Annotated in this window: 16 protein-coding genes and 2 pseudogenes; 1 reads left to right on the forward strand and 17 read right to left on the reverse strand. The window is 67.2% G+C overall.

The genetic code is table 11. The features are described from left to right. Positions 1-67: 67 nt before the first annotated feature. The 6 genes from QMO76_RS34400 to QMO76_RS34425 all read right to left on the reverse strand — a co-directional run bounded on the left by QMO76_RS34400 (position 68) and on the right by QMO76_RS34425 (position 4,753). Positions 68-268 carry a hypothetical protein gene (locus QMO76_RS34400; protein ID WP_306365557.1) on the reverse strand — a complete coding sequence of 67 codons (201 nt, stop codon included), beginning with the start codon at positions 266-268 and terminating at the stop codon, positions 68-70. Between the two features lie 273 nt (positions 269-541). After that, positions 542-1,801 (reverse strand): cutinase family protein, encoded by a 1,260-nt coding sequence (locus QMO76_RS34405; RefSeq protein ID WP_306365558.1) that lies wholly within the window; start codon positions 1,799-1,801, stop codon positions 542-544. After that, complete coding sequence (locus tag QMO76_RS34410; RefSeq protein ID WP_306365559.1) at positions 1,693-1,959, reverse strand: hypothetical protein; 267 nt, start codon at positions 1,957-1,959, stop codon at positions 1,693-1,695. Before QMO76_RS34410 ends, QMO76_RS34405 begins: the two co-directional genes overlap by 109 nt. Before the next feature lie 222 nt (positions 1,960-2,181). After that, entirely contained in the window at positions 2,182-2,901 is a 720-nt protein-coding gene (locus QMO76_RS34415) for a hypothetical protein (protein ID WP_306365560.1), read from the reverse strand. 618 nt (positions 2,902-3,519) lie between these two features. Beyond that, entirely contained in the window at positions 3,520-4,044 is a 525-nt protein-coding gene (locus QMO76_RS34420; protein ID WP_306365561.1) for a hypothetical protein, read from the reverse strand. A 64-nt stretch (positions 4,045-4,108) separates the two neighbouring features. Continuing rightward, on the reverse strand, positions 4,109-4,753 hold the full coding sequence (locus QMO76_RS34425) for a lytic transglycosylase domain-containing protein (RefSeq protein WP_306365562.1): 645 nt from the start codon (positions 4,751-4,753) through the stop codon (positions 4,109-4,111). A 212-nt stretch (positions 4,754-4,965) separates the two neighbouring features. On the opposite strand from QMO76_RS34425, the gene QMO76_RS34430 reads away from it, so the two are divergent. Beyond that, complete coding sequence (locus QMO76_RS34430; protein WP_306365563.1) at positions 4,966-5,574, forward strand: hypothetical protein; 609 nt, start codon at positions 4,966-4,968, stop codon at positions 5,572-5,574. 597 nt (positions 5,575-6,171) lie between these two features. On the opposite strand, the gene QMO76_RS34435 is transcribed toward QMO76_RS34430, so the two are convergent. From QMO76_RS34435 to QMO76_RS34480, 11 genes and pseudogenes are all read right to left on the reverse strand, one after another. Continuing rightward, the gene (locus QMO76_RS34435) at positions 6,172-6,657 is read right to left on the reverse strand and encodes a hypothetical protein (RefSeq protein ID WP_306365564.1); all 486 of its coding nucleotides are present in this window, start codon (positions 6,655-6,657) and stop codon (positions 6,172-6,174) included. Positions 6,658-7,055: 398 nt separating this feature from the next. After that, positions 7,056-7,592: a hypothetical protein gene (locus QMO76_RS34440; protein ID WP_306365565.1), complete on the reverse strand. Its 537-nt coding sequence runs from the start codon at positions 7,590-7,592 to the stop codon at positions 7,056-7,058. A 17-nt stretch (positions 7,593-7,609) separates the two neighbouring features. Beyond that, entirely contained in the window at positions 7,610-14,104 is a 6,495-nt protein-coding gene (locus QMO76_RS34445) for a PA14 domain-containing protein (protein ID WP_306365566.1), read from the reverse strand. A gap of 237 nt (positions 14,105-14,341) precedes the next feature. Next, positions 14,342-14,671 (reverse strand): hypothetical protein, encoded by a 330-nt coding sequence (locus tag QMO76_RS34450; RefSeq protein ID WP_306365567.1) that lies wholly within the window; start codon positions 14,669-14,671, stop codon positions 14,342-14,344. Positions 14,672-15,342: 671 nt separating this feature from the next. Beyond that, entirely contained in the window at positions 15,343-15,570 is a 228-nt protein-coding gene (locus tag QMO76_RS34455; RefSeq protein WP_306365568.1) for a hypothetical protein, read from the reverse strand. A gap of 40 nt (positions 15,571-15,610) precedes the next feature. Beyond that, positions 15,611-16,612, reverse strand: a complete 1,002-nt coding sequence (locus QMO76_RS34460) for a bifunctional lytic transglycosylase/C40 family peptidase (RefSeq protein ID WP_306365569.1) — start codon at positions 16,610-16,612, stop codon at positions 15,611-15,613. Beyond that, the gene (locus QMO76_RS34465; RefSeq protein ID WP_306365570.1) at positions 16,612-17,601 is read right to left on the reverse strand and encodes a replication-relaxation family protein; all 990 of its coding nucleotides are present in this window, start codon (positions 17,599-17,601) and stop codon (positions 16,612-16,614) included. Before QMO76_RS34465 ends, QMO76_RS34460 begins: the two co-directional genes overlap by 1 nt. Before the next feature lie 75 nt (positions 17,602-17,676). Further along, positions 17,677-20,196: a type IV secretory system conjugative DNA transfer family protein gene (locus QMO76_RS34470; protein WP_306365571.1), complete on the reverse strand. Its 2,520-nt coding sequence runs from the start codon at positions 20,194-20,196 to the stop codon at positions 17,677-17,679. After that, positions 20,196-22,883: a VirB4 family type IV secretion system protein gene (locus QMO76_RS34475; protein WP_306365572.1), complete on the reverse strand. Its 2,688-nt coding sequence runs from the start codon at positions 22,881-22,883 to the stop codon at positions 20,196-20,198. The genes QMO76_RS34470 and QMO76_RS34475 overlap by 1 nt, the downstream gene beginning before the upstream one ends. A 145-nt stretch (positions 22,884-23,028) precedes the next feature. Next, a pseudogene (locus QMO76_RS35485) lies at positions 23,029-23,247 on the reverse strand (PrgI family protein); the annotation flags it as partial. Continuing rightward, positions 23,244-24,303 (reverse strand): annotated as a pseudogene (locus QMO76_RS34480) (hypothetical protein); the annotation flags it as partial. The pseudogenes QMO76_RS34480 and QMO76_RS35485, both read right to left, overlap by 4 nt.

Here is a 24,303-nt window from a genome sequence, read left to right on the forward strand (position 1 = left end):
AAGGCCGACACGGAACGGCTGTGCGGCGAACCCGATCGGAGTACGCCGCACAGTCTGCTTTCTGGGGCTATTTACCCTTGCCCGCGCCGTTCTTGGTCGGATCGACGAGAACGTAGTGGTTTCCCGGCTTGCTGGTCGGGGGCAGGGTCTTGCCCTTCACCCCGGTCTTTTCCTCACCAGTACGCCCGCCGCGCGGACCGACCTCTTCGTACTGCCCGGAGCGCGGAGCTTTGTTTCCGGGCTTGAGCGGGGGATTGTTGGGAGCCATGGCTCCTCCTAACTGGCCAACCTGAACCGGCGGTCTGCCCCATCCTGTGATGGGCAGACCAGTCTGCGGTACGTTGCCTGGGCACCCCTGAGAAAAGTGCACCTACCAACGAGCCCCACGCCGGTTGCCCCGGGGTGGGGCTCGTTCGATGAACGCCTTCTGGCCTTGCCGAGAACACTACTACTGGTGGGTGACAACGTCGCGCAGGACAACATGTTGTGTCTCTGTAGTGTTGTGGGGATCGCGGCAGTCACGAGGAGGCCGTGCGGAGAGTTACTGTGGGCCGATCTGGGTGATCAGCCAGTCGAGCACGATGGTCAGGCTGGTGTCGTAGCCGGTTTGGTGGACGCCGGAGGTGTAGAAGCGGGCGGCGTCGCTGCCCTGGCGGGCGAGGTCGGCGAGCATGGTGCTGGTGTCGGGGTCGGCGGTCAGCGCGGAGGCCAGTGAGGTGCCCGAGCCGCTGCTGGTGCCGTTCAGTGCCGCTGCTGCGGTGAGGGCTAGGTCGGCCGCGACCGGTACCAGCCCGACGAGTTCGATGCCCGCGCCGAGGATGTCGCCGAAGGCGAGCTTTTCGGCTGCTCGCCAGGCGATGTCCTGCGCGATTCCGATGTTGGTGGCGACTCGCCTGATGTCGGTGCGGGCGAGGATGGCGACGATTTGTGCGGCGATGGCGGTGGTGCCGGAGGTGTCCATCGGTGCGGCCAGTTCGAGTGCGTGGGCGACCAGGGCGAGGTCGGCTTCGTCGGCCAACCGCACCAGCGGGCTGAAAGCGGTGTTGATCGCGCCCGAGAGTCGGTGCGCTGTGGAAATGTCCCCGGCGGCGACCGCGCCGGGCAGTCGGGCGAGGCTGTCGAGCAATGTCGGTATGCCGGAGGCGAATTCGGCCAGGCCACCGGCGACGAGCACGACCTGCTTGGTCACGCTCGCGGCGTCGATTCCGGTGCCGGGGGACGAGGTGCTTGTCGTGGTGTTCGGGGTGCCGGTGAAGGCGTGGCCGAGGGCGGACCAGGCCGGCGAGTCCTGGGAGGTCGAGCAATACAGGTCGCCGGAGGCGCAGACGGTGCGGACTCGGTCGGTCAGTGCTCCGAACCCGGGGGTGCGCGGTCCGGCCACGCCTTGCCCGCCGACGTTGGTGTCGCCGAGTAGCGGGGTGGCGGGGTTACGGTGCGGGTCGGAGATCAACGCGACCGCGGCGACTCGCGCGGCAGGGAATCCTGCGAGGTTGTTGCCGATGTCGGCAGCGATCTCACCAGCAACATCGGCGCCTTGGGAGTAGCCGGTGAGGACCACGCGGGTGGTCTCACAAAGGCCGTCGAGCAGCGCCGACAATGCCTGGACTCCGGCCTGCTGAGAGTGGGTGTACGGGGTTACCGCGGCCGGGTAGGGCAGGAAGCGGACGTCGATGCCGGTGCCGTAGCGGGCGGTCAGGCCGGTGCCGATGGGGGCCAGCAGCCCGACCGGGTGGGCGGGGTCGGCGGGGTCGCGTTGATTTCGCCGGTGCCGGGCACCAGCACCGCCGTGTAGGGCGCGCACCCGGGGGCCGGGGCGGCGGTCGCGGTCGCGGTGACGATGGCCGGAACGGCGGCCAGCAGGGCCGTGGCGGTGACAGCGGCGGTCAGCCGCGCCGGTGCCCGCCCGGGGCGGCGGGCACCGGCGGCGGCGCGGTCGAAGAAGCAGGGACGGGTGGGCATGGGAACCTCCGGAGGGCAGGAGCGAAGCGGATTCCTGACGGGAGGCGGTTTCCTCCCACTCACGGAAAGGGCGTGCTCCGGAGGCGATTTCGACGCATGAACTCCACACACCGAGCAGCGGACGCGCCGCGCGTGCTCATACGGGCCACCCTCCCGCGAACGCACGGTGGCCGGTGCGCGGAAGGCGCGCACCGGCCACCGGGGCGTTCAGGCGCAGGAGGGCTACTGCTTCTGGTCGGGATGCAGGGCGAAGCGCTTGGGCTGCTCGCAGGTCTGGTGGGCGACGCCGAGCTCGGTGAGTTTGAAGCAGGCGTTGTAGACTGCGCCGCTCGAGCGGGTGAGGGCCTTGCCGATCGCGCACGGGGTGAACTCCTCGTCCGGGTGATCGCGCAGGTAGTCCTCGACCAGGCCCCGCAAACTTCCCGGCGGCAGCGCCGTCCCCGAACTGCTGCGCCGCCCGCCGCGCCCACAGGTCGGGCACACCCCGTCCCCGGCCGGAGCCTGCTCACCGACCGCCGCCGGTTCCGGTTCGTCACTGACTGCCGCCACCTCGACCTCGGCCCCTGCCTCGGCGGGCGCGGGCGTGGGATCGGATTCGGCGGCGGGCGTGTTGTCGGTGGGCTCGGCCTGGGCCTGGCCGGCCGTCTTGGCATCGGCGGGGACCTGCTCGGCCTGGGTGGCGTCGGTGGTGGTCTGCTCGGGGGTGTCGGGTGTGGTGCGGGTCCAGCGGTCGGCGGCGCGGGGGTTGGGGTCGGGGGTGCGGGTGACGAGTCCCTCGGCGGCCCAGCGGGTGAGGATCTTGCGTGCGGTGGAGGCCCCGATGGACGCGGTTTTGGCCAGCACGGTGGCGGTGGCGTCGGGTTCGGTGGCCAGCGCCGCCCACAGCGCGTCTTCGGTGGCGCTGCGGCCGGTGTCGGTCGCGGTGGTGGTGTTGGTGGACATGACGGTCTCCTCGCGGGAATCGCCGAATGAACTCGGGAATCGGTTCGGTGGTCATGTCCCGGCCGGGACGGTCACCCCGCCGGTGCGCTGCCGGTGTGCCGGGGATTCCACGTCCATGGACGCTCGATACCGCCCGCGATGTCAAGCGGATTGGAAAAGAAGACGGCTGTCTTGTGTCATCGGAGAATTCCCCGCCGTGGAATTCGTGTAGTCATACCGGTTTTCCGCGCCGGTGACATTGGTGCGCGGAATTCGTGGGCCTGGGTGTGGTCGTCACGCGGCGGTGTCGTCGGTGCGGTGTTAACAGGGCAGCCGTTCGGTGAGCAGAATCTCGGCCTGCCAGGGGTGGCACGTACATGGACGCTCCGGACCGGCGATGGCGGTGTAAAGCGGAATCTGAAAAAGACGGCAGTACCGCATTACAGCGTGGTAATTTTTGTATCCGGAATCGTCGACAGACCTGTCGCCGACAGGAATTACGCAGGCGTGTCGAGCAACTCGGTTCCTGGTGATTACTTAGAGCCCCAAGGCGGGAGGGTTGGAGACGATAAGAATCTCCAAACGCAATGTCAACCAGTCGAGATGCTGGTCAGATGGCTGGCGCGCCTATATCACCCGCTACCGCCAGCGGCTGAAGGCGTTGGGTTCGCGAACTCGGTTCGTTCTCAAGGGGATTACGTCTGCGACGAGGCCGGAACGTTCCGTCGTGCGTTCTGCTGGGAGCGGGGGTGTTCGGGTTCTGCGGTGGGCGGTGGTTTCGGGCATGTCGACGACGATCCACGATTGGACCAGCAGGCAGCTGAAGACGACCAGGGCGCCGATCGCCCAGACGACAGTACCTGGGACAAAGACGTGGCGGGCCGCGACGGCGATCGTGGCCGCGACGAGCGCGCCGACCGGGGTGACGAGGTACCAGGCGGCCGCTGAGCGCCAGCGCAGCAGGGGATCGCAGAAGGTGAACCCGACACCCAGCCACCACAGAGGATTGAGCAACACCGCCCCCGCGACATCCCGCAGAAAGGTGGGGACAGTCAGGGACGCTTCTGCTGTCCAGACGGTCGCGACCGCCCCCAGGACCGTCAGGGGCATCGCTGTGAGCATGGCGGTGACGGCGATGCGCACCTGCCACACGCGCCATTTCATCGATACTCCTTACCTCTGTACGGGTGCGTTAGCTGGTTCGGGGGGATCGGTGTCCGAGCTGCGACTATTGGTCGTAGCGGGTGGCGACGTGTCGTACGAGTTCGACGTAGTCGTCGGAGTGGTTGTAGGCGAAGACGGCCTTGCGCCAGCCCGCCGCGGTGGCCAGGTCACCACCGGAAGCGCACAGGTAGCGGCCCGCCGCCAGCGCCGCGTCGTCGAGGTTGTCGGGACTGCCCGCCAACTGCCTGGAGGACACTGGCTCGCCGGCCTCCAATGCCGGTGCGAGGGTTTGGTAGTCGCTGCTGGCGCGGATGCCCCAGCGTTTCCAGGTGTCGGGGATGAACTGGAATGGCCCCATCGCCCGCGCGTAGACAGTGTGCCCGGTGCGCCGCATCCCGTCGTGGTCGAGGATGACGGCGTTGCCGCCGGTCCCGTTCAACGGAACGCCGCGGATCGGCGGTCGCACCAGCCCGTCGGCTGCGACGGTTGCGCCGCCGTGTCGGGCGTGGTTGCTTTCCACCCGGGCGATTCCCGCCAGCGTGGTCCATCCCAGGTGGCAGTCGGGTTGTGCCTTGGCCATGACCACGGTGGCGTATCCGTAGGCTTGCAGCGCGCGTTCGGGGATTCCGTACTTGGTCGAGCGTGCTCGCGCCCATTCACGCAGCGGATCCAGGTCACGTTCTGCGGCGTTGAGCACGATCGTCGGCACAGGCTCACCCCTTCCGGGCGCGGCGATGTCGTCAGCGTGCTCAACGCTGCCGCAGCCAGCGAGCGTGATCGCGGCCGCGAGGAGTAGTGGACGCAATCGTGTGGCGCGCGATCGACCGGGGCTCGGGCGGGGGTCGCGGGAGCTGTTCATGCGCATCTCGAACCCGCTTGTTGTGGAAGGTCTTTCGCTGTCGTTGTCATCGGCAGGAGCGGGTGGGTGCTGGCGTCGACGATGGGGACGAGGGTGTGGTCGCCGATGTCGTGTTCGGCGTGGTCGACGGGGACGCGGTGGTCGTAGTGGAGGGTGAGGGCCGTGTCCTCGTAGTGGTGGGTGCGGTGGTGGTGCACTGCGGTCGTGTCGGCCGTGTGGTCGTGGTGGGCGGCGTTGTCGTGTTGGGTTGCCTGGACGGCGTTGTAGTCGGGGTGACGGTCACGGTGACGGTGGTCGTGGTGGTGACCGGGTCCGGGCGTGGCTGGATCGTGATCGGCGGGATGCGCACGTCGAAGTTGCCGTTCGCGCCGACGGAGATACTCGTGGGAGGTGCGGCGGTGGGTGAGGTGGGGTCCGGGGTGGTCGTCCATGGGTCCGTCGGTGTCGGTTCGATGGTGTCGACCGGGACGAACGGATCGTTCGTGGGCAGAGCCACGGTCGGGAACGGCTCGACGACCTCCGGGAACGGTTCGCTGATATCGGTACCGGTGTCGACCGGGAAGGGGTCGGTGGGGAAGGGATCGCTCGGAATCGGGATGTCGCTCGGTGTCAGCAGATCGGTGGGGAACTCGGCAGTCAAGGCCGGCCAGTCCTCGGTGGGCCAGGAGTAGTCGTCGGTGTCGGAGGTCTGCGAGGACGCCGTATCCTCCACGCTGTTATCGGCCCGCGATTGCGTGGCAATCACGCCCCCGACTGCGAGGCTCACCACAGCGATGGTCACCGCGGCGGCGTAAGGCAGATGACGCCGCAGGTCGCGTCCATCGAGATGCCTTGTGAGCCAATGCCACCGTCCCCGCTGAGCTTCTGTCAACAGGTCGTCGTGCTCCTCCTCCGCGTCCTCGTCGCCATCTGGGTCTTCCTCATCGTCGGGATCGTTATCGCCAACGGCGGCTTCGCAGGTCGGCACATCGCTGCGCCTGCTCGCGCTCGTAGGTAGTGCGAGAACCTCTGTCGGGTCCGGGTCGACCAAACCTCCGGCTTGGTCAGGGACACTGTCCGCACTCGGACGTCCCGTCGTCAGAGAGAGGTCCGGGGTTTTGGATTGGTCTTTATTCGGTGGCTCCACAGGTATTGCTCATTTCTTAGGCGAGTATCTTTATCGCGATCGTCGTCAACATGTCCGCATCAATCGCTAGTTCCCAGCAATGAGCAGCCGTCCACACCGCTACCAACAGCGCGGGACTGGACAAGCGGCTACTCGCAGCGTCCTATAGGCAAGCCGGGGAATCCTGGACCGCAAAGGAGGAAAGTGCTCCGCAGACCCACTCCAGTTGAATTTTCCACTTGCCGCCCTCGGCCACGAAGGGCACCACGACCTGCTGCGATTCTCCGTTGTTGAGCGATGCCTGGGCTTGGGCAGTGATAGTTCCGTATCCGAGGTCGGCAACACTGGTGACGGTGATCGTGGCATTGTTCTGCCGGAATGCGTGGGCCAAGCGGCCCGGTAGTTCAGGATCGGCCTGCACACCTTGTAGCAGATCGAACTTTCCCTCGTTCGGGACGGTTGGGTCCAAAGCCTTCTGCAGGTCGGAGTTTAGAACCTGAGAGGTCGGCGTCGGTGGCAGATTCAAAACGGTCGTCGTTCGCGGCGGCCCGACAGACTCGCCCTCACCTGCACACGCCGATAATCCCAGCGCGGAAGTGAGGATCACCGAACCAGTAGCCATCAGATGATATGTATTAATATTCGCCATTCCACTTCCTTGCTATTCCGTGGGTTGTATACATTGAAATTAAATTATCAAAGTAGAGCGCCAACCAATGGCTACAGAGCTTCTAGCTAGAGCAGGTTAGGCGCAGAGCTTCGCCTCCATCCCTTGCGTAGACACAGTCCGAGCTAGCTTGCTTTAGTGCTTGTCCAGTAGGAATTGAGGAGATAATGAACTACCCAAGAAGGCGGGGCCACCGCTCGCTCCACCATTGGTGGCCCCGTCGATCTCAGTCATCACATTTCCGACATTATTGCAGCAGCAAGTTTCAATATTGCTGACTGGACAATAATTTTGCGAACTATCGCAAGCTCAGTCGGCGGAGAGTCGGCGGCAATCGACGTATTGCGAATTGCTTCTGCGCCGATTGCCGTTGCAACAAACTACGCGTCAGGTTTTGAGACCTCTTGCAGCAAGCCCCATCCAAATCTCAAGAAATAGCGCCCCCCATCTCTCGCATCATAAGCGATGTAACTGCGATAGTGTCCCCACGCATCGATGTCTCGAACGTTCTTCAAGACGGCATGCATGTCGCCCTCAACGAACTTCCATGGCGTCAGGTAGCGTCCCGTTTCATTGCCGGACCGGCGGAGAAATTCCGCCCTTTTTATGAGCGGCATTGGTTCATTGAAGGTGAGGATGAAATCGAACTCAGGCCATAAAGGAAGCCTGTACGTGGAATATGCAAACTGCACGTCGTTAGGTTCCGGCGAGAGCACTGAATCGAGGGCATGTCTCACCTCCTGTACAGACCCTGAGCCAGGCTTCAAAGCTTGAGCAACGGCAAGAGAGCGCTGTTGCATGTCGAGGAGTGAACAGTCAATCCGATCCAGAGCGGCGGCGAGGAGCGCCTCGGGTGGCTTCATTGTCTTCAATAGATATAGCTGAATGTCAGTTGCATTCAGTGGCGTGTCCGACATCAGGTTCACCTCCAGTTTCAGTAATCGAGCTGACTAAGATCAAGGTCATGCTCAGGGCCGACACCAATACTCCCTTTATGTGGGCTAACTTCACCATCAGGTGAAACCTCAAGCCATGCTCCCACTTGCGTCTGAGTGGGAAGTACCACCATGTTTCCATTCTTCAGTTTCGCGGTCGAAGCCTCACCAAATGCTTCTTGCGCCGCTGCTTCAGCCGCTTGTGCCGCAGCTTGTTGACCGAGCCCAAGTTTGGTTACCTCTCGCGCAATATGTGCTCCCTGGCCAGACCCCTTTGGCAACTCCGCTGCTTCTGCTCCGATTGATTGTCCCTGCTCTCTTGGGGAGGCTACGGCTGGCGTTTCTTTCGACGGTGCCGGTTCGTTTAAGGCCTCGTTAGCCTTGTCGATGGCGTAGGCGCCCGCCAGCATTCCTGTTCCCCAGGCAAGCCCTTCGGCCAGCGCCGGTAGTGCTGGGACGACCAGGATTGCGATGGGGACCTCGCCGGTGAGGTCGCGGTAGTTGATGGGGTCGGCGTTGCAGTAGTCGTAGTTGTTGGCTGATCCGCCGGAGATGGGGTCGGTTTGGAGGAATCGGCCGAGGATGGGTAGGTAGGTGCGGGCGCCCATTTCGAGGGCTTGTTGGCTGGCGATGTGTTCGATGGGGACGGTGTGTTGTCCGAGGTAGCCGAAGTCCATGCCGCCTTCGGCGGTGGCCGGGAGGGGGATGTCGGCGAATTCGCCGGTGTCGGGGTCGATGTTCTGGCCGAAGGGGTCGTAGAGGCGGATTTCGCTGGTGCGTGCTCCCGTGCCGTCGGCGGTGAACAGGATGTTGTTATGGACGTCGGGGTAGGACCAGTTCGTGGCCTTGGCTCCGGTGTAGTTCTTGGTGAGCACGCCGCCGCCGGGCAGTTTCAGGATGCGTTGGCGCAGGGTGCCGGAGGCGTCGAGGACGAAGTCGGGGCCTCCGGCGTTGGAGGTGAATCCGTAGCGGGTGATTTGTTCGGGGTCATTGCCGTTTGTGACGGTGCGTGCGGCGATGCGGTCGGTGACGTCGCGGGTGTATTTCACCGATTGGCCCGCTGCGGTGGTTGTGGTGATGTGGCGGCGGGTGGAGTCGTAGCCGAGGGTGTCGGTGCCGACTTTGATGGCGTTGCCGTAGGTGTCGTATTCGAACGACAGTGTGGTGGCTCCGGCGGTGGAGATGAGCCGGTCGGCGTGGTCGTAGCAGTAGACGGTGCTGGTGGGGATGCCGCCGTTGCGGCTGTCGGTGAGGACGGTGCGGTTGGTGTTCGCGCCGGCCTTGCGGTTGGGGCCGCAGCCGTTGTCGGGCGAGTAGCCGTAGGTCAGCCGATGGTGGGGCACCTCGGCGGCGGTGAGCCGTCCGACTCGGTCGTAGGTGTAGGAGAAGTCGTATCGGGTCTCCGGGTTCGCGGTGTCGGTGATGACGGCGTCGGTGATGCGCTGGTCACGCGAGCGGGTGACGGTGTTGGTCACCGTCGAGTCCGGGGTCTTCCAGGCCACGCCCGTGATCATCGCGGCGCCGTTGTAGCCGATGGTGAGGTTGGACTGGTTGCCGTAGCCCACCGTCTGGAGCAGTCCCGCGTTGTAGGTGGGGGTGGCGACGGTAGTGCCGTCCAGGTCCAACCTGGTGAGGCGTGAGGCGCGGGTCCACTGATAGTTCAGGGTCGAGGTGACGCCCTTGATGGTGGTGGTTTCGCTGGTTGTGCGTCCTTCGGTGTCGTATTTGACGGTGGTGGCCACGCCGGTGGCGTCGGTGTAGGACACGACGCGTCCGAGCAGGTCGATTCCGGTGGTGGTGGAACCGCTCTCGTCGCTGACGCGTTTGATGAGCGGGTTGCCGTCCACGGCGTAGTCGTAGGTGATGGTGCGCGCGGGCTGGTCACCTTGCGCGGGGAACGACTTCTTCACCATGCGGCCGCGGGCGTCGTAGCTGACGCATGCCCACGCTTCGTTGTTGATGCGGGTCGCGACGGTGCGGCCCGCGCCGTCGTAGACGCGTTCGAGCACGTTCGGTGAGCCGTCGGCGTTCGGTGCCGAGGTCACTGTTTTGACCATCCCGGCCTGGCTGACCGCGGCGGAGTTCGACTCGCACGGGTTCTTGCGGGTATCGGTGCCGCCGTAGTAGGTGAAGGTGCCGCGCTCGTCCGGGTTGGTGATGTCTCCGGCGGGCAGGGCTTGGGCGAGTTTGCGCAGGTAGCCGTCGCCGGGCTGCTCGAAGCTGTTGCGCCGGACCAGATTCTCCCCACCGGGGTCGTGGGTCTTGGACACCACCAGCCCGTAGACGGGGTCGATCCCGTTGGCCGGATCGGAGTAGCCGGTCGTGATCACGGTCGCGGGGGCGCGTTCGACCTCGCCGCCGGAGCTGCTGAAGCCGACCTTGCTCGTCTCGTACCCGTAGCGCGGTGCGAGATGCTCACCGGGGATGACCACGGCACCGGTGGCGCCCGGGGGTGTCCAGGCGAATTTCAACGCGCCGGTGTCGCCGCTGCGGTTGTAGTAGTCGATCCGCACGCGATGCCACGTGCCCGCAGCCTTGTTGGTGTAGGTGCCCGCGACCGCGGTTGCGGGTTTGTCGTTCCAGCTGTCGACGATGAGCACGTCATCGACCCACAACCGGACGCCGTCGACCACGGTGAAACCGAGCTGGTATTCCCCCGCGTCGGGGAGGCGCACTTCACCGGTGAACCGGCCCGACCAGCCGTTGTCGTTGGTTACGGGCGGGGTGGCACCCCAGTTGCGGACCAGCGTCCCATCGCTGGTACCCACACCGGTCTGCCACACCTCGGGCACACCCGACAGATACGGGTTGTCGTACAGTGCGGCCTGCAAGCCGAGGGTGCCCTCGTCGTATCCGACATGGGAATGCGGCATGGTGCCCGTGCACTCGCTGGTGGGGATCAGCCCGTTGAAGCAGGAGGCCGGTGCCGGTCCGAAGGTGTCGGTCAGTCGGTCGGCGTGATCGTAGATATTGGTGACACGCCGGCCGGTGCCGTCAGTGACCGCGACGGGTTTGTCCTTGACGTTCCATTCCATCGTGGTGGTCACACCGTCGGCGTCGGTCGATTTCACCGTTCGCCCGGCCGGGTCGAAGGTGACCGTCTTCATCTTGTGCCACAGCAGGCCCGGGTAGCTGACGAAGGCCTGGTTCTGGCCGACACCCGCGTAGCCGTAGATGTGGTGATTGCGTGCGGGTTTGGCGCCGGTGGAGGTGATCGGAGTCGGCTGCGCGATCTGGGACGGACGCAGCGACGGCGGGTTGTCCGGTGCGAAGCTGTCTCGATACGAGTTGTAGATGATCGCGTATGCCTCGGGGTTGGTGGCCTGCGCTGACCCCTTGTAAGCGAGCCAGTCCGCAGCCAGGCTGTCGCGCAGCTGGTTCATCGGGCCGAGACGCTCGATAATCTGCTGGCCTTGCGGGCTGTACATGCCGTACCGGCCGACAACGGACGCAACTGTGGCTTCGTTCTCGTAGGTGTAGTCACGAACGTGCCCACCCGGGTTCTCGACCCGGTCCAATGTGCCCGCGAGCGAGTACCACAACCGAGTTTCGGTGCCATCCCAGTAGGAGACGCGGCACAGCATCTGTTCCGGGGCATCGGCGATAATGTCCATGTAGACGCCAGCCGGCCAGGTGTTCACGTCGTTGGGGTCGCCGGGGTCGTGGCTGTCGTAGACGTAGACCTTGCCCTGCGGTTTCGAGGCACCGCCGTAGCAGCTGTTGCTGTTGTCGGTGTTGTAGTGCAGGGTGTGCGAGCGACCCGAGACCGGGTCCTTGATCTGGGTCAATCGGGGTGGGTTGCCGCTGTAGAGGTATTGCAGCGCAGCCGGTTTCTTCGAATCCAGCACCGAGGCCACCGTGGCCAGGTTGCCGTCGGAATGGAACACCGACACCACGTCACCCTCGGTGACGGTGATCTTGCCCAACGCGTCGACAGCGAGGACACCGTCCTCACCGGGCGGCGGTGCGTATCCGCCGGTCGAGGTCTTGGCCCAGGTGTGCTTGGCACCGGTGGCGTCGGTCAACACCACTGCCCCGTCGAGCATCTCGGCCTTGCTGTAGGCGCTACCGGCCACGCCGAGGGTCCAGCCCGCAGGCAGCGGCGCCGGGTCCGCGGAGTACAGCCGCTCGGTCTTGACCACCTGCGGCGCCCAGTTGTGTTTCCGCCAACCGAACCAGCCGCTGCTGTCGGTGCTCTTGGCCCACAGCACCATCACCGGCCGCACCGAGGCGGTGCGGTGGTACAGCTCGACCTTGAGCGGGACGCGTTGCCCGGCCTTCAGCGTCACCTCATCGGGGCGCTTCGCGCTGGTGGAGTGGAAGTCGCTGGCCAGGCCCGAGGAGTTCGGGTTGTCGTAGACGAGTTTGTTGTCCAGCCAGATCTTCGCGCCCTCGGAATGCACACCGGCAAAACGGAAGTCACCGGTCACCGGGGCCTTGAAATAGCCCTCCCAGCGGATGACGAACCAGTCCTTGTTCAACCCCGTGGGAATCGGGTTCGGCTTCCAGGGCAGGTTGTCGTTGTTGCTGCTGAAGAAGTTGCCCCAGTCCAGATTCACCTGCGGTTCGGTCCGCACCAGCACCGGTGTGTCATCGGCGGTGCCGGTGTGGCTGGAATCGTTGAAATACGACGCCCGCAGACCGTGCGCCTCACCGGCGCGGGAGTTGTAGGCGAGAGTGACACCGGATTCGCCGCCGACCGAGGTGAACTGCGGGCCACCGCTATTGGTGCGCAGGTTGCCGTTGAACAGGTTCACCGACAGCGGGCCGACCTCGTCCACCGCGGACACCTGCGTGTCGCCCATGCGCTGGTCGATACTGAATCGCCCCACCCACTGCGGTGTGGTCGTGGTGACCCCGCCCTCGAGGGCGGTCAGCACGGTCCAGGTGTAGCGCCCGCCATCGCGTAGCACATTCTTCGGGACAGTCCACGACGGATCCTTCAAACAGCCCGAGTCCACGACCGTGCCGGAGCGGCCGTCGAAGCCGGTCGAGACCTTGAAGCAGTACAGCGTCTTCTCCCCGGACGGGTTGGTGACCGGGTTGACCTTCAGGGTCGGTGTTGCGGTGGCCAGCACGCTCTCGTCCGCCGGTGCGACCGGTGTGGTCGGTGGTGGTGGGGTACCGTAATCAACGATCAGGCTGGCCTGCAACGATTTGAACGACGCTTCATCGCTTTCCCCGCCGGAGAGCAGGAACCAGGCGTTGTTGTCCTGTTCGTTGATCCGGTCGGCGATGTAGCTGGTCAGTTCCGAGGAGAACATCATCCCGGCATCACCCAGGGTCCCCGACGCCAACTCCGGCCCGGTGGCCTCGTAGCCGAGCGGACTCGTCGCCCGATACAGCGTCGATGTCGCCGGTGCCGCGGTGCCGGTGGAGCCGGTGCGCTTGAAGTCCATACGAGCACCGATGATGTTCTTGCCGAACAAGGGTGCGAAATCGAACCGGAACGCCGTGCGCCAGAACACATTCTGATCACCCGTTCGAGCGTTGCCGACCTGGATACCGCAGGTGTTCACGCACGCCGGGGCGCCGCCCGAGGAGAACGCGCGGGTTTCGGCGGTGTTGCCGAATCCGTAGGTGTAGGTGGGGTCGACGGTGATCGGGAAGACCCGCTCGTCGTCGGTCAACCACTTGGTGTCCACCATGACCGCCAGCAGCCACTCCTCGCCCTTGCGGGCCAGGGCGTACTTGCCGCCGGTCTGCGCGGCGGGGGTGTCCTTGTCTTTCTTGTCGGCCGAGTCCCACACCTGGATCGGCGGCATGGCCGCGACCTGGTTGCCGCGCGCATCGGTGACGATCACGCTGTCGCCGACGACCTTCGGGGTCAGCCCGTCGCCGAGGCGCAGGGAGAACACCCACCGGCCGTCCTTAACGGATTCGCGGTTCTTGATGATCACCGCTTCTTTCACCGCGCCGGGCTCGACGGTGTAGATCAGGTCCTGGCCGGGCAACGCCTCGGGGTAGCGGACCGAGGAATTCGACACCTGCCGCTGTGTCTTGCTCGCGCCCTCGAGCGCGATCGAGACTGGTGCACCGCCGGTGTCGACCTTCACCAACTCCGGGTCGTCGGCGTACGGCGCGAACTCGGTGTTCGCGCCGTCGCGGGCGGCGGGAGCGGTCTGGGCGGCCTTCGGGTCCACGATCCGGGTGTCCATGGGTACCCACTGCCCACGCTCGTCGCGCACGCTGATCGGCACCTGCGACAACACCACCGACTGCGACCCGTTGGCGTTGGTGTAGGTCACCGACTTCTCGGTCCGCGCCGTCTCTTTCGACGTCTTCGGATCGAAACCGTCCTGCAACCCCGACGGCGGCACCTTCAACCCGGCCAGGGGCGTGAAATCCGCCACCGGCTGCGCCGGTTCCGGTTCGGGCTGCGGTGACTTCGGTCCCTTCGACGGATCCAGCACCGGAACAGGTTGCGGCTTGGACGGTTTGGCCTGCGCCGCAGGCGATGACACCACCTGCGCCAACGACACACCCAGTGTCACGATCACCACGAGCGCGACCAGCCGCGCGAACGGTGACGCGAGAGCACGCGGCCACGATCGGCCACGAACGCGTAACAGCATGATTCCCCTCGAGCGCCGCCGAACGACAGCGCCTACAATTACGCGCGGTCGCCCGTTGCAGCGGGCGACCGCGTCCACAGTTCGAATACGAAACGGTGAGATGCAGCGATGAAGGGGCGTTTCCGGACCAGGGGGCGCCCCTTTTCGATAGGCCGGCTAACCCGCTAGCACGGCACTACCGACCTCGGCCGACCCGGTCAGCAACCCACCGAGCCCCTTACCCGGGTCCGAGGACCCCGAGCTGGCCGACGACCCCGTCACCGAGGAACCACTCCCGGACTGCTCATCGTCATCGGCCACGTCCGCGATCTCGGAGCTGCCGGTCGCCAACAGCGCCTTCAGCAACGCGGGCAGCACCGCCGCCGACGCCGTGCTCGTACTCGGTGTCTCCGGCGGCGCCTCGGTAGCCGACGCCACACCCGTGGCCCCGGCAACCAGACCGGACGCCACAATCAGGGCAGCACCGAAGGTACGGATTCTGTTCATCGGGAATTAACCAATCGTGAGATTCCACGCGACTCGAATTGTCCCCCAACCGAGTTCGCGACCACACAAGAAAGCGAGGCCGCGAATTACTATCACCACCCGCTAACACTCGTCAAACCATGACGAGACAACCCCAGGCCAGCGCAACCTGTTTGGAGAAACATACAAAGGCGATATCCGGCAATCTTCAGGCTTGAATGCAGGGAGCGCACAGCGACATCGACAACCTGGCCTTGATCAGGAACGCCCCAGATCACATCTAGTATTTCATGATGGAAATGTAATCACAGTCACTGTGCTCACTCGAACCGCCAGGCTGCTCGCTACTTTCAGCAATCCGTTGGTTTACCCATACATGGAGGGGTGCCTGTATGGAATCCATCCCCACGTCTCGGAGTCCAGCATTCGTACAGCAATCAGCCAGCGCTGTCACTCCACGAGTTCTCTTGCACACGAGAATGTTTGACTCGCGACTCATGCTGTGTCAGGCTCCGCATGCCTTCGCCACATGAAGGCCATAAACCTTGGGAACAAGCCCACCAGCTTTATCTTCTGAGGTCGTCGGTGGTGAGGCGTTGGTGAATCGTCGCGACGAGCCCTCGATAGGGCGGGCAGCGACCATCCGGAACGCGTGAGGGATCTCCTACTCGACCGACACCATGAGGTCGACGTCAGTGTCGGCGCGGGGAGCGTTCCCAGGGAAGCCGTTCACAGAACAGGTGATCGGCTCGCCACTGGTCGGCGCAGTCGGGGCAGAGGGTGTATTCGTGGTCGCAGGAGCCGCGGGCGGCGAGGGGGATCTCGACCTGCTCGATGCAGGGAGTGAACATTCGGGCGCCCGGTGAGAGGAAGCTGAAGTCCGCGAGTGCGCTGACGGTCTCGCGATTGTTTTTCGCCATCGGCGCGAACCTTTCGAAGAAGATTGCCGGATCGGGCATTTCACGGGGCTGGGTTACTGGGAGTTGCGTTGCCGGATACCGACAGCGGGCGAGTCGCGCCGTAGAAGTCGTCGCCAGGCCAGCGATAGTCCTGGATCCGCACGGGGACGTCGAAGGTGGGGGCATTGATGATCTTCCCGCCACCCAGGTACAGCCCGACGTGGTGGATGTTGTCGGCCGTGCCGTAGAAGACGAGATCGCCTGGACGCAGGGAACTTTCAGGAACGACCGGCCCGGCGTGGTACTGGTCGGCGGCCACGCGGGGCAAGCTCACTCCGACAGCGGCGAAAGCGGCTTTGGTCAGCCCGGAGCAGTCCCATCCGCCGCTGGCCTCGGGGCCGTTGCCGCCCCACACATACGGTTGTCCCAGCTGCGCGCATGCGAAGGCGAGGACCGCCGCGGCACGGCCCGCGTCGGCGGTGTCGGCGCAGTCGCCGCTGCCTTCGGGGACGGTGGTGCGGTAGCGGGCGGCCTGGTCGAGCACGTCACGCACGTACCAGTCGGCGTGGTTGTAGGCGAAGATCGCGGCGTACATGTCGCCGGGTGCTCCGGAGTCGCACAGGTAGTAGGCGGCGGCGTGCACAGCGTCGGAGGGGTTGTAGCGCGACGGTGGGGTGGCTCCTCCGGCGGGGAGTTGGTGGGCGGCGATGACGCCGTCGAAGGTCGGGGCCAGGAATTGCATGGGTCCGCCCGCGCCCGCGAAGTTCTCCCCGGAGCTGACTCCCGGTAGTGGGGAGCGGCCGTGGTCGGTTTCGATCTTGCCGATGCCGGCGAGTATCGACCAGTCCAGGCCGGGGCAGACTCCGGCGGCTCGTTGGTAGAGCACGAGCATGGACTCGGGGATATCGGCGTGCGCTTCGGGACTCGGCGCGCTGCCGTTGCCCGGGGCGTGGGCCGGTGGAGCACCGTGTTCGACCACGACGAGGGTGGTGACGGTGGCCGCGATGACCACCGTGGTGAAGACCACGGCGGCGCTGCCCGCGGCGAGGGCTTTGCCGAACATCACCGTGCTCCTCGTGCGGGCGGGGTGGGCGGCGGTGCTGCCAGCAGCGCGTGGCGGCTGGCCGGTGGCACCGGCACCGTCGCTGGTGCGGTGGTGGCGCGCGGCCACCCGGCGGGCAGCTCGTGCAAGCTGCGCCGGGTGCTCGTGGTGAGGGGCAGCCAGACGCGGTCGGCGGGGCTGGGCCGGGCGGCGGCGGGGTCGAGCAGCTCGGCGGCAGCGGTGGCGACCGGCACGGCGTCGGGGTCGGGTAGCCGGGTCCAGGTGTCGTGCAACAGTTTTCGTGCGGCGGCTTCGCGGGCGGCGGTCGGAGTCCACACCAGGACGGGGGTGATGACGCCGGTGGTGCGGGCGAGGTCGGCGTAGCCGAGTAGTTTCGTCGCGACCGTGGGCAGGGCCATGGTGCCCAGGTCGAATTCGAGGAAGAAGTCGAGGGTGGCTCCGGTGCGGGTGTAGCGGCCGTAGGCGTCGGGGCGGGCCAGATCGCCCCACAGGGCGTGGCAGCGGGTTTGGGACCACCACGACAGCACCGAGGTGTCTGGGCGGTACAGCGAGGCGGCGGTGAGGGTGGTGAACCATTCGGCGATGCCGACGGTGTGGGCCAGGTGCAAGCTGTGTGCGATCGCGAGCGCCCGGTCGGGCCGGTAGTGCAGGTCGCGGACGTCGAGGCCGGCTTCGGCGGCGAGTACCGCGGCCCCGCCGGGGGCGAGGACCCAGTGCGAGGGGGCGCTGCCGGTGGTGCGCAGTGGCCGGAACCGGTCGAGTACGCCGTAGTCGCGCAGGGTCGCGAGGCGGCGGCGGGCCAGGTCGAGGTGGGTGAATCCGAGCGCGGAGATCTGTGTGGTGGTCAGCACGCGATGCTCGTGGACCATGTGCAGGATCCAGCGGTCACGCCCGGTCAGACACACCGCCAGACGGGCGTGCTCACGGCCGGGGTTCGGGCTGCGACGCGCGGGCCGCAGCCCGACTTGGCGAGTGGGACGACGGATCATCGCGATCTCCTCACGAAGGGGTCGAGAACCGCTGCGACGCACCATCTTCAGCGCGCAGACGGGGTGTGGTGGATGTCAGGACAGGCGAGGGTCGCTGCCCGAGACAGGGGCCTCGACGGTCGGTGCTGGCGGCGAGCTGTGCGCGTGTGCCGAGGGTGGTGTGTGCGCGGCGGCGCGGATCTCGCGGGCGCGACCGGGGATCGGGTCGGGCAGCGGGCGGGAGACGAAGGTGAACGGCGGGGTTTGCTGCCCGGCGACCAGCACTCGCGCGGCGGCGTGGTAGGCGTCGAGGTGGGTCAGGTCGTGTTCGGACAGCCACGGCGCGGTGTGGCGGGACAGATCGCGGGCGTCCTCGGGCGACGCCGAGAAAATGATCTTGTTGCGGGCGTTGGCGGAGATACCGTCGCGTAGTTCGCGGGAGAGTTGGCCGAGGTTCTGGTGGGCGAGCACTAGCGATAGGCGCAGGCCGCGGGCTTCGGCGAGCATGTCCTCGACCGGCGTGGACAGGTTCAGGAAGTTCTGTGCTTCGTCGAGGACCAGTGACGCGTCGCGACGTTGTGAGGCGGCCACGGTGGCGCGGGCGGTGGTCGCTTGCCAGGCGCGGGCGACCAGCAGCGAGCCCATGAGGCGGGTGGTGTCCTCACCGAGCGACCCTTTCGGGAGTCGTGCCAGGCAGATGCCGCCGTTGTCGAGTACGTCGGACAGGTCGACGGTGGACTCGCCGGCCGCGATCGCCTGGCGGACGAAAGGCCGTAACAGGAAGGCGCGCAGCTTGTTCAGCAGTGGGGCGACGATCTGGGCGCGGGAGGCGTCGGACATGCCGGTGTAGGCGGTCCAGAACCCTTGCAGCACGGGATCGTTCACGTCACGGGTGAGGGTGTGGAGATGGGTGCTGCCCGACAGCAGCCGGGCGAGGTCGACCAGGGTGGGGGTGCCCGGCCGCGCGCACAGGGTGCGCAGGCTCGCCCGCAGCAGATCATCGGTGCGCGGTCCCCACCACCGCGAATAGATACGCGAGAAGATCGAGGCCATATTCTCCACGGCCAGATCCAGATCGGCCGGTGCGGCGTCGAGTGGATTCACACACGGCGGAGGCGTTTTCGCGTCGGCGTCGAAGAGCACCACTTTCCCAGCCGCCGTGCGCGGCAGCCGCGCCAGAACGTCGGTGATCAGGTCGCCTTTGGGGTCGATCACCACCACCGCGCGCCCGGCATCGGCGTCGTCGAGGATCAGCTGCGCCAACAGGGTCGATTTGCCGACACCGGTCGCGCCCAGCACATGCAGGTGGTGGCGTGCGTCGGCCACGCGCAGCGCGACCGGGCGGGCACCGGTCCCGGCGTCGGCGAGCCCGAGCGGTTTCGTGTGCGTGCCCCCGGCGAGGATCTGTGTGGTTGGGGCCAGGGCGCGGGCTCCGGCGCGGGCCAGGCCGGGTACCGACGCGTCCTGGGGCAGGTGGGCGATCCCGGCGAGTTCGGGTACCGACAGCAGATCTCCGCGTCCGAGCCATCGGCCCGCCATCGCGGCGGCCAGGCGCAGGCTGCGGCGTCGCCGGTAGAAGTTGTGGTCGGCGCAGGAGCCGAACACCGCGGCGAGGGCATGCGCGCGCCCGCGCGCCACCGCCCGCGCCGCAGCCCGCTCGGCGGGTGAGGCGGTGGCCGCGACGGTGACCGCAGCCGCGTAGTGGATGAGCGTTTCCCAATGTCCGCCACGGGCTTTGGTGACCGCAGCGCGGGCCTGGGCGCTGTCTTCGAGACGGCTGAACCGGTCCCCGGACACGGCCTGGGCCTGGCCTCGGATGTAGGTGTGGCGGCGGGTGAGTGGGCCGGGGGTGAGCAGGTCCAGCAGCGCGAGCAGCGGGCCGCGTGCGGCGCGGGCAAGACGGGCGCGCAGGTCGTGGCGGAGGCCGGTGACCGCGCGGCGGACACGGCGGCCGGTGACCGGGCGGGCCAGGATCTGCACGCACACGCTGTGACCGGGTGCGAGGTCGGCGGCGGCGGTGAGCAGATCCCGGGCCGGGTCCCCGCCGCCGTAATCGCTACGGATCGGAAACCCTTCGGCACGACCCAACCGCAACACCCCACCGGCGAGCACTCTGCGTTGCGCGGCAGTGTGAACCGGAAGGGGCGGGTCGGCGGTGTCGAGGGTGGTGGTGCGCGCGCCGGGCCAGGCCGAGTGCACCGCCCGCTCGATGAGGTGCGGCGGGATCGCCGCTGGTACCCAGACCGCGAGGGTGATGCCTTCGTGCCCGGTGGCGCGGTATTCGAAGCCCAGGTGCGGTTGCCCGCACAGCATCCGCTTCCAGGCCGGGCGCAGCAGCCCGATCAGGTGCGCCCACCACGCGGCGGCCGAGCCCGGATCGACGGTGGGTGGGCACAGGATCGTCACCTGCCGGGCCGTCACGGCCAGGCGGGCGCGTCGCCACCGCCGACCCACCGCCACCGCAGCGAGCACACCCACGGCGGCGGTGGCCGCCGTGAACAGCTGCTGGCCGGTGAGCGGCCAGCCCACCAAACTGGTGACCCGCGCCAGTACCTGGCCGGGACGCAGCAGGAGCTCGGCGAGCCCGCCGTGGCCCGGCTCGACCGGGGCTGCCATCACGCCGCCTCGGGATCATCGAGCAGCACATCGTCGGCGGGCTCGTCCGTGTCGAGGTCCGCCCGGAATTCGCTGCCATCGCTGGCCCCGTCGGTGTGCGGGGGCAGCGCGTCTTCTTCGTCGGCGTCGAGCAGGTCGATGCCGGCGTCGGTGTCCTCGCCGGTGGCGGTGAGGTGGGCGGGGTTGGTGGTGATGAGGACGTCTTCGGTGTCGGAGGCCACCGAGGCGAACACCGCGCGGTGCACGCCGGTGGCGAGCAATCCTTGCCCGCGCGCGGCCGAGAGTAAGAAGGCGCGTTCCCCGTCGGAGAGCGCGAACGCCTCGCCGACTTCATCGATCTCCTGGGGCGCCTGGCGCAGCAGGATCTGGGTGGTGGCGTTGGCGACGATCGCCTTGCCCATCTCGGTGCCCAGGACATCGGCGACGTCCTGGGTCGCGATCGTCAAGCCCGCCCAGTACTTGCGGAAACTCTTGGCGGCCTTGAACAGAAACTCACTACCCGCGTCCTGGCGCAGCATCCACCAGGCTTCCTCGACCACCACCAGACGCGGTCGCCGCAACGCCGGATTGGACACCCGCCGCCAGATCACGTCGAGGGCGAGCAGCGTTCCCAGGGTTTTCAGCTCGTCGGGCAGTTGCTGCATCGAGAACACCACGAACGGTCCCTCGGGGACGGTGGTGGTGGGGCCGTCGACGAGCCCGGCGAATGCGCCACCGGCCACGAACGGCCCCAGTGCGGCGGCCACCTCATCACCGACCCGGCTGCCGCACGCCTGCAGCTGTTCGACCAGCATGCTCAGCGTGGGTGTGGGACGAGTCCAGGTGGCCGGATCGTCGGTGATCCCGGCGGCGGTGTAGGTGGCGGTCAACGCGGTGTCCAGCGTCGCCCGTTGCGCCGGAGACTGGTCACCAATGAGCACGCGGATCACGCTGTGTAGGAACAGTTTCCGGCGGGTGAGTGCGTCGGGAGGGGCGGTGCGGCGGCCGTCGGCGCGGGTATGGATGTCGAGGTCGAACGGGTTGAGCCGCACCCCGGCCGCACCGAGTGCGATGTAGGTACCCGAGACCGCCTCGGCGAGGGGTTTGTATTCGTTTTCCGGGTCGATGACCAGCGCTTCGATCCCGCGATGCAGCGAGCGCAGGACCTCGGTCTTGACCAGATACGACTTGCCCGCACCCGAGCGGCCGAGCACGACCGCGTTGTGGTTGTGGATCTCTGCGGAGAACCGGTCCCAGAACAGCAGACCTCCGGCGGCGTCACGCCCGTAGAGCACGCCGTCGGGTCGGTGGGCATCAACTGGGTCGGTGGCCGGGAGCTGCGGGGAGGTGAATGGGAACGCCGAAGCCAACGCGGCGGTGTCGAAGGTGCGCCGCACCTTTACTACGTCCACACCCAAGGGCAGGGTTGCTGTCCACGCGGGGATCGCCCGGTAGGTGAGGTGGCAGGTGTCGATCAACAGGCTGGCGGCGAGAGTGCGCACGGCGGCGACTTCCTCGGAGAGTTCGGCTTCGCTGGCCGCGTGCACACTCACATACAGTCCGACACGGAACAGGCGGCCCTCGCCGCGGGCGACGCGGGCGGCCAGGTCGGCGGCGTCCTCGACGGCGACCTGGATCTGTTCGTCGGGAAAGCGGCCGTAGCTGGCGTCGTGCATGCGAGTGGACTGCAACCGCGCCATCTGGCGACGCAGACGAGTGGCGGCGGTGACCGGGTCGACCGGATCGATATGCACCGCGACATCCACGCGTCCCGGGTGCGCCAGCAGCGGGGCCAGCCAGCCTGCAGCGACCTCGCGCGGATACCCGGTCACGGCCAGCGTCGCGACCCAATCCTCACCGACGCCAAGCTGTCGCGCGCCGACGGTCAGCGACTGCGGCGCGAACCGCGACCCACTCCCACCCCGGAAACTCTTGCGGCGCAGCCGAGCACGGCGGGGCGTGGGGGTGGTGTCCGGGGTCTGCTCGTCGTCGGTGTCGTCGCCGTCGGCGAATTCGCCGGTGCCGGTGGTGATGACGGCGGTGGGGGTGGCGATGTCGGCCGAATGCGGCACCAGGGAGCCGGGATTGGTGGCGCTGGTCAGAATCGCGGTGGCCTGCTCGTCATCGAGCCCGGTCACCGTGATCCCGATCGGAGCGAGCAGTTCAGCGGCCTCGCTCATGCGGCGCAGCAGCCGGGCCTCGGCCGCGCGACGCGCGGCGGCACTCGCGGCGCGGGTGGCGCGGCGACGGCTCGGCAGCACCGCGGCAAGGATCGCCCGCGCCGAAGGACCGGCTAGCGTGCCGGTCGCGGCCGTCGCCGGATCCAGCGGTTCACGCCAGATCAACAGGACCTGGCGGTGTAGCAGGTCTTCGGTCGCGGCGAGCTCGCCCAGGTGGGCGGCGTGCGCGCGAGCGGCGTCGGCGAGTTCGGGCCACATCTGCTCGGCCTTGTCGCGCAGCGCGGTGATGCGGCCGGTCAGATCCAGGCGGGTGGCGCGCACGAGGATCTGCACGGGCTGGCGCAGCGTGTGCAGCCAGCCGCCGAGCTGGCCGACGAGCGCTTCCTGCTCGTCGGGGGTGCGCAGCCCGAGATTGACGGTACCGGCCAGAGCGATGACGGCGAGGCCGTCGGCGCCGAGGTCGACCACCCCGGTCTCCCCGCCGCAGGCATGCACGGTCTGTGGCAGCCGCGCATGGTTTGCCGACAAGGGTTGCGCGATAGCGGTTGTCGCGCGCCGAGTGGCGCGGGTGGTGAGCCAGCGTGGTGCCAGGGCGAGCCCTTCGGGGGGCGGAGACGAGGCGATGCGGGCGTAGGCGATGGGCGATCGCGGCGGCGAGCAGCTGATCACCGGACAGACCGTCGCGGCGGGTGAGCACCAGCGCGGCCACCAGCGCCCCGAACGGGACCGCGCCCGCCATGAACACCGGCGGCGAGACCACGGCGCGGGTGGCGGTCCACGCCAGATAGAGACCGAGGGCCGTGGCGGCCAGGATGACGAGCTGGCGGGCGGTGAATGGGCCGATCAACCGGTCGGCCCGGTCGATGTCGGCGGGAATGCGGGCGGTGTTCATTTCGAACCTCCAGTGGTGCGGCGGTGACGACGGCGGACGGGCAGATCAGGCATAGGCAGGTGCAGCTGCCGCCCCACCGCCCGCGAGGGCGGCTTCTCCAACGGCGGCGCAGTGGCGCGAGGCGGGGTCGGGAAACGGCGCACCTCGATCGGCAGCGGGTACTGGCCCCCGCGCAGCGGACGCAGCCCGGCATACGGATCCGGGACAGTGGGAGCGGGCGCGGTGAAGTCGAAGGCCAACTGCTTGCCGCGGGGAGCAGTGCTGGGCGCGGGCCTCGGGACCGGTGCCGCAGCGGGTTTCGGCACCCGCTGGACGGAAATGGGCAGCTGGTATTGGCCGCCTCGGCCCAGCTGCGGCGTCGGCCCCAGATTGATCCCGCCGTGGAAGGCCGGCAAGGGCAGCATCAACTGCTGGCCTTGCGGTGCGGCTACCGGAATCGTCGAGGCAGCCGGGATACGCGGGGTGGGTGCGGCGGGCGGGGTGACGCGCCGGACTCCCTGCAGCGGCAGCATCAGCTGCCCGTTCTTGGTCGCGCGGACTTTCGCGTACGGGCTGGCCGCCGGTTTCGGGGTCGGGACGCGCGGAACCTTCGGTTTCGACGACGAGGATCGGCGGTGCCCGAGGGCGGCCCTGTCGACACCCTTGAGCGCGCTCATCCCCTTGTAGAGCACGAAACTACGCACCAGCGACCCGACCAAGGTGCGGCCGTGGCCGAGTTTGAGCGAGGCCAGCAGCCAGGACGGGATCTTGATCAGGATCAGGCCCATCGCGATCGCGACGAGCACGTTGACCAACCCGGAGCGGTCGGGGCCGAAGAACCCCCACCCGCCCGGCGACAGCCACACTTGCAGGCCGGTGATCAGAACCAGCGATTGCAGGACCTGGATCGCCAGGCACGCGGTGAACGCCCGCCACCACCAGCGCGCCACGCCATCGGTGCCGGGCAGCGCGTAGCACATCATCGCCAGCGGGGCGGCGATCACGAGCACGATGGTCAGGGCGACGCGGATGACGTAGGTGATGAGCAGCACCACCAGCACCACCGCGAGCGCGTTC

Source organism: Nocardia sp. CC227C (assembly GCF_030767025.1).
In the GTDB taxonomy this organism is placed as follows: Bacteria; Actinomycetota; Actinomycetes; order Mycobacteriales; family Mycobacteriaceae; genus Nocardia.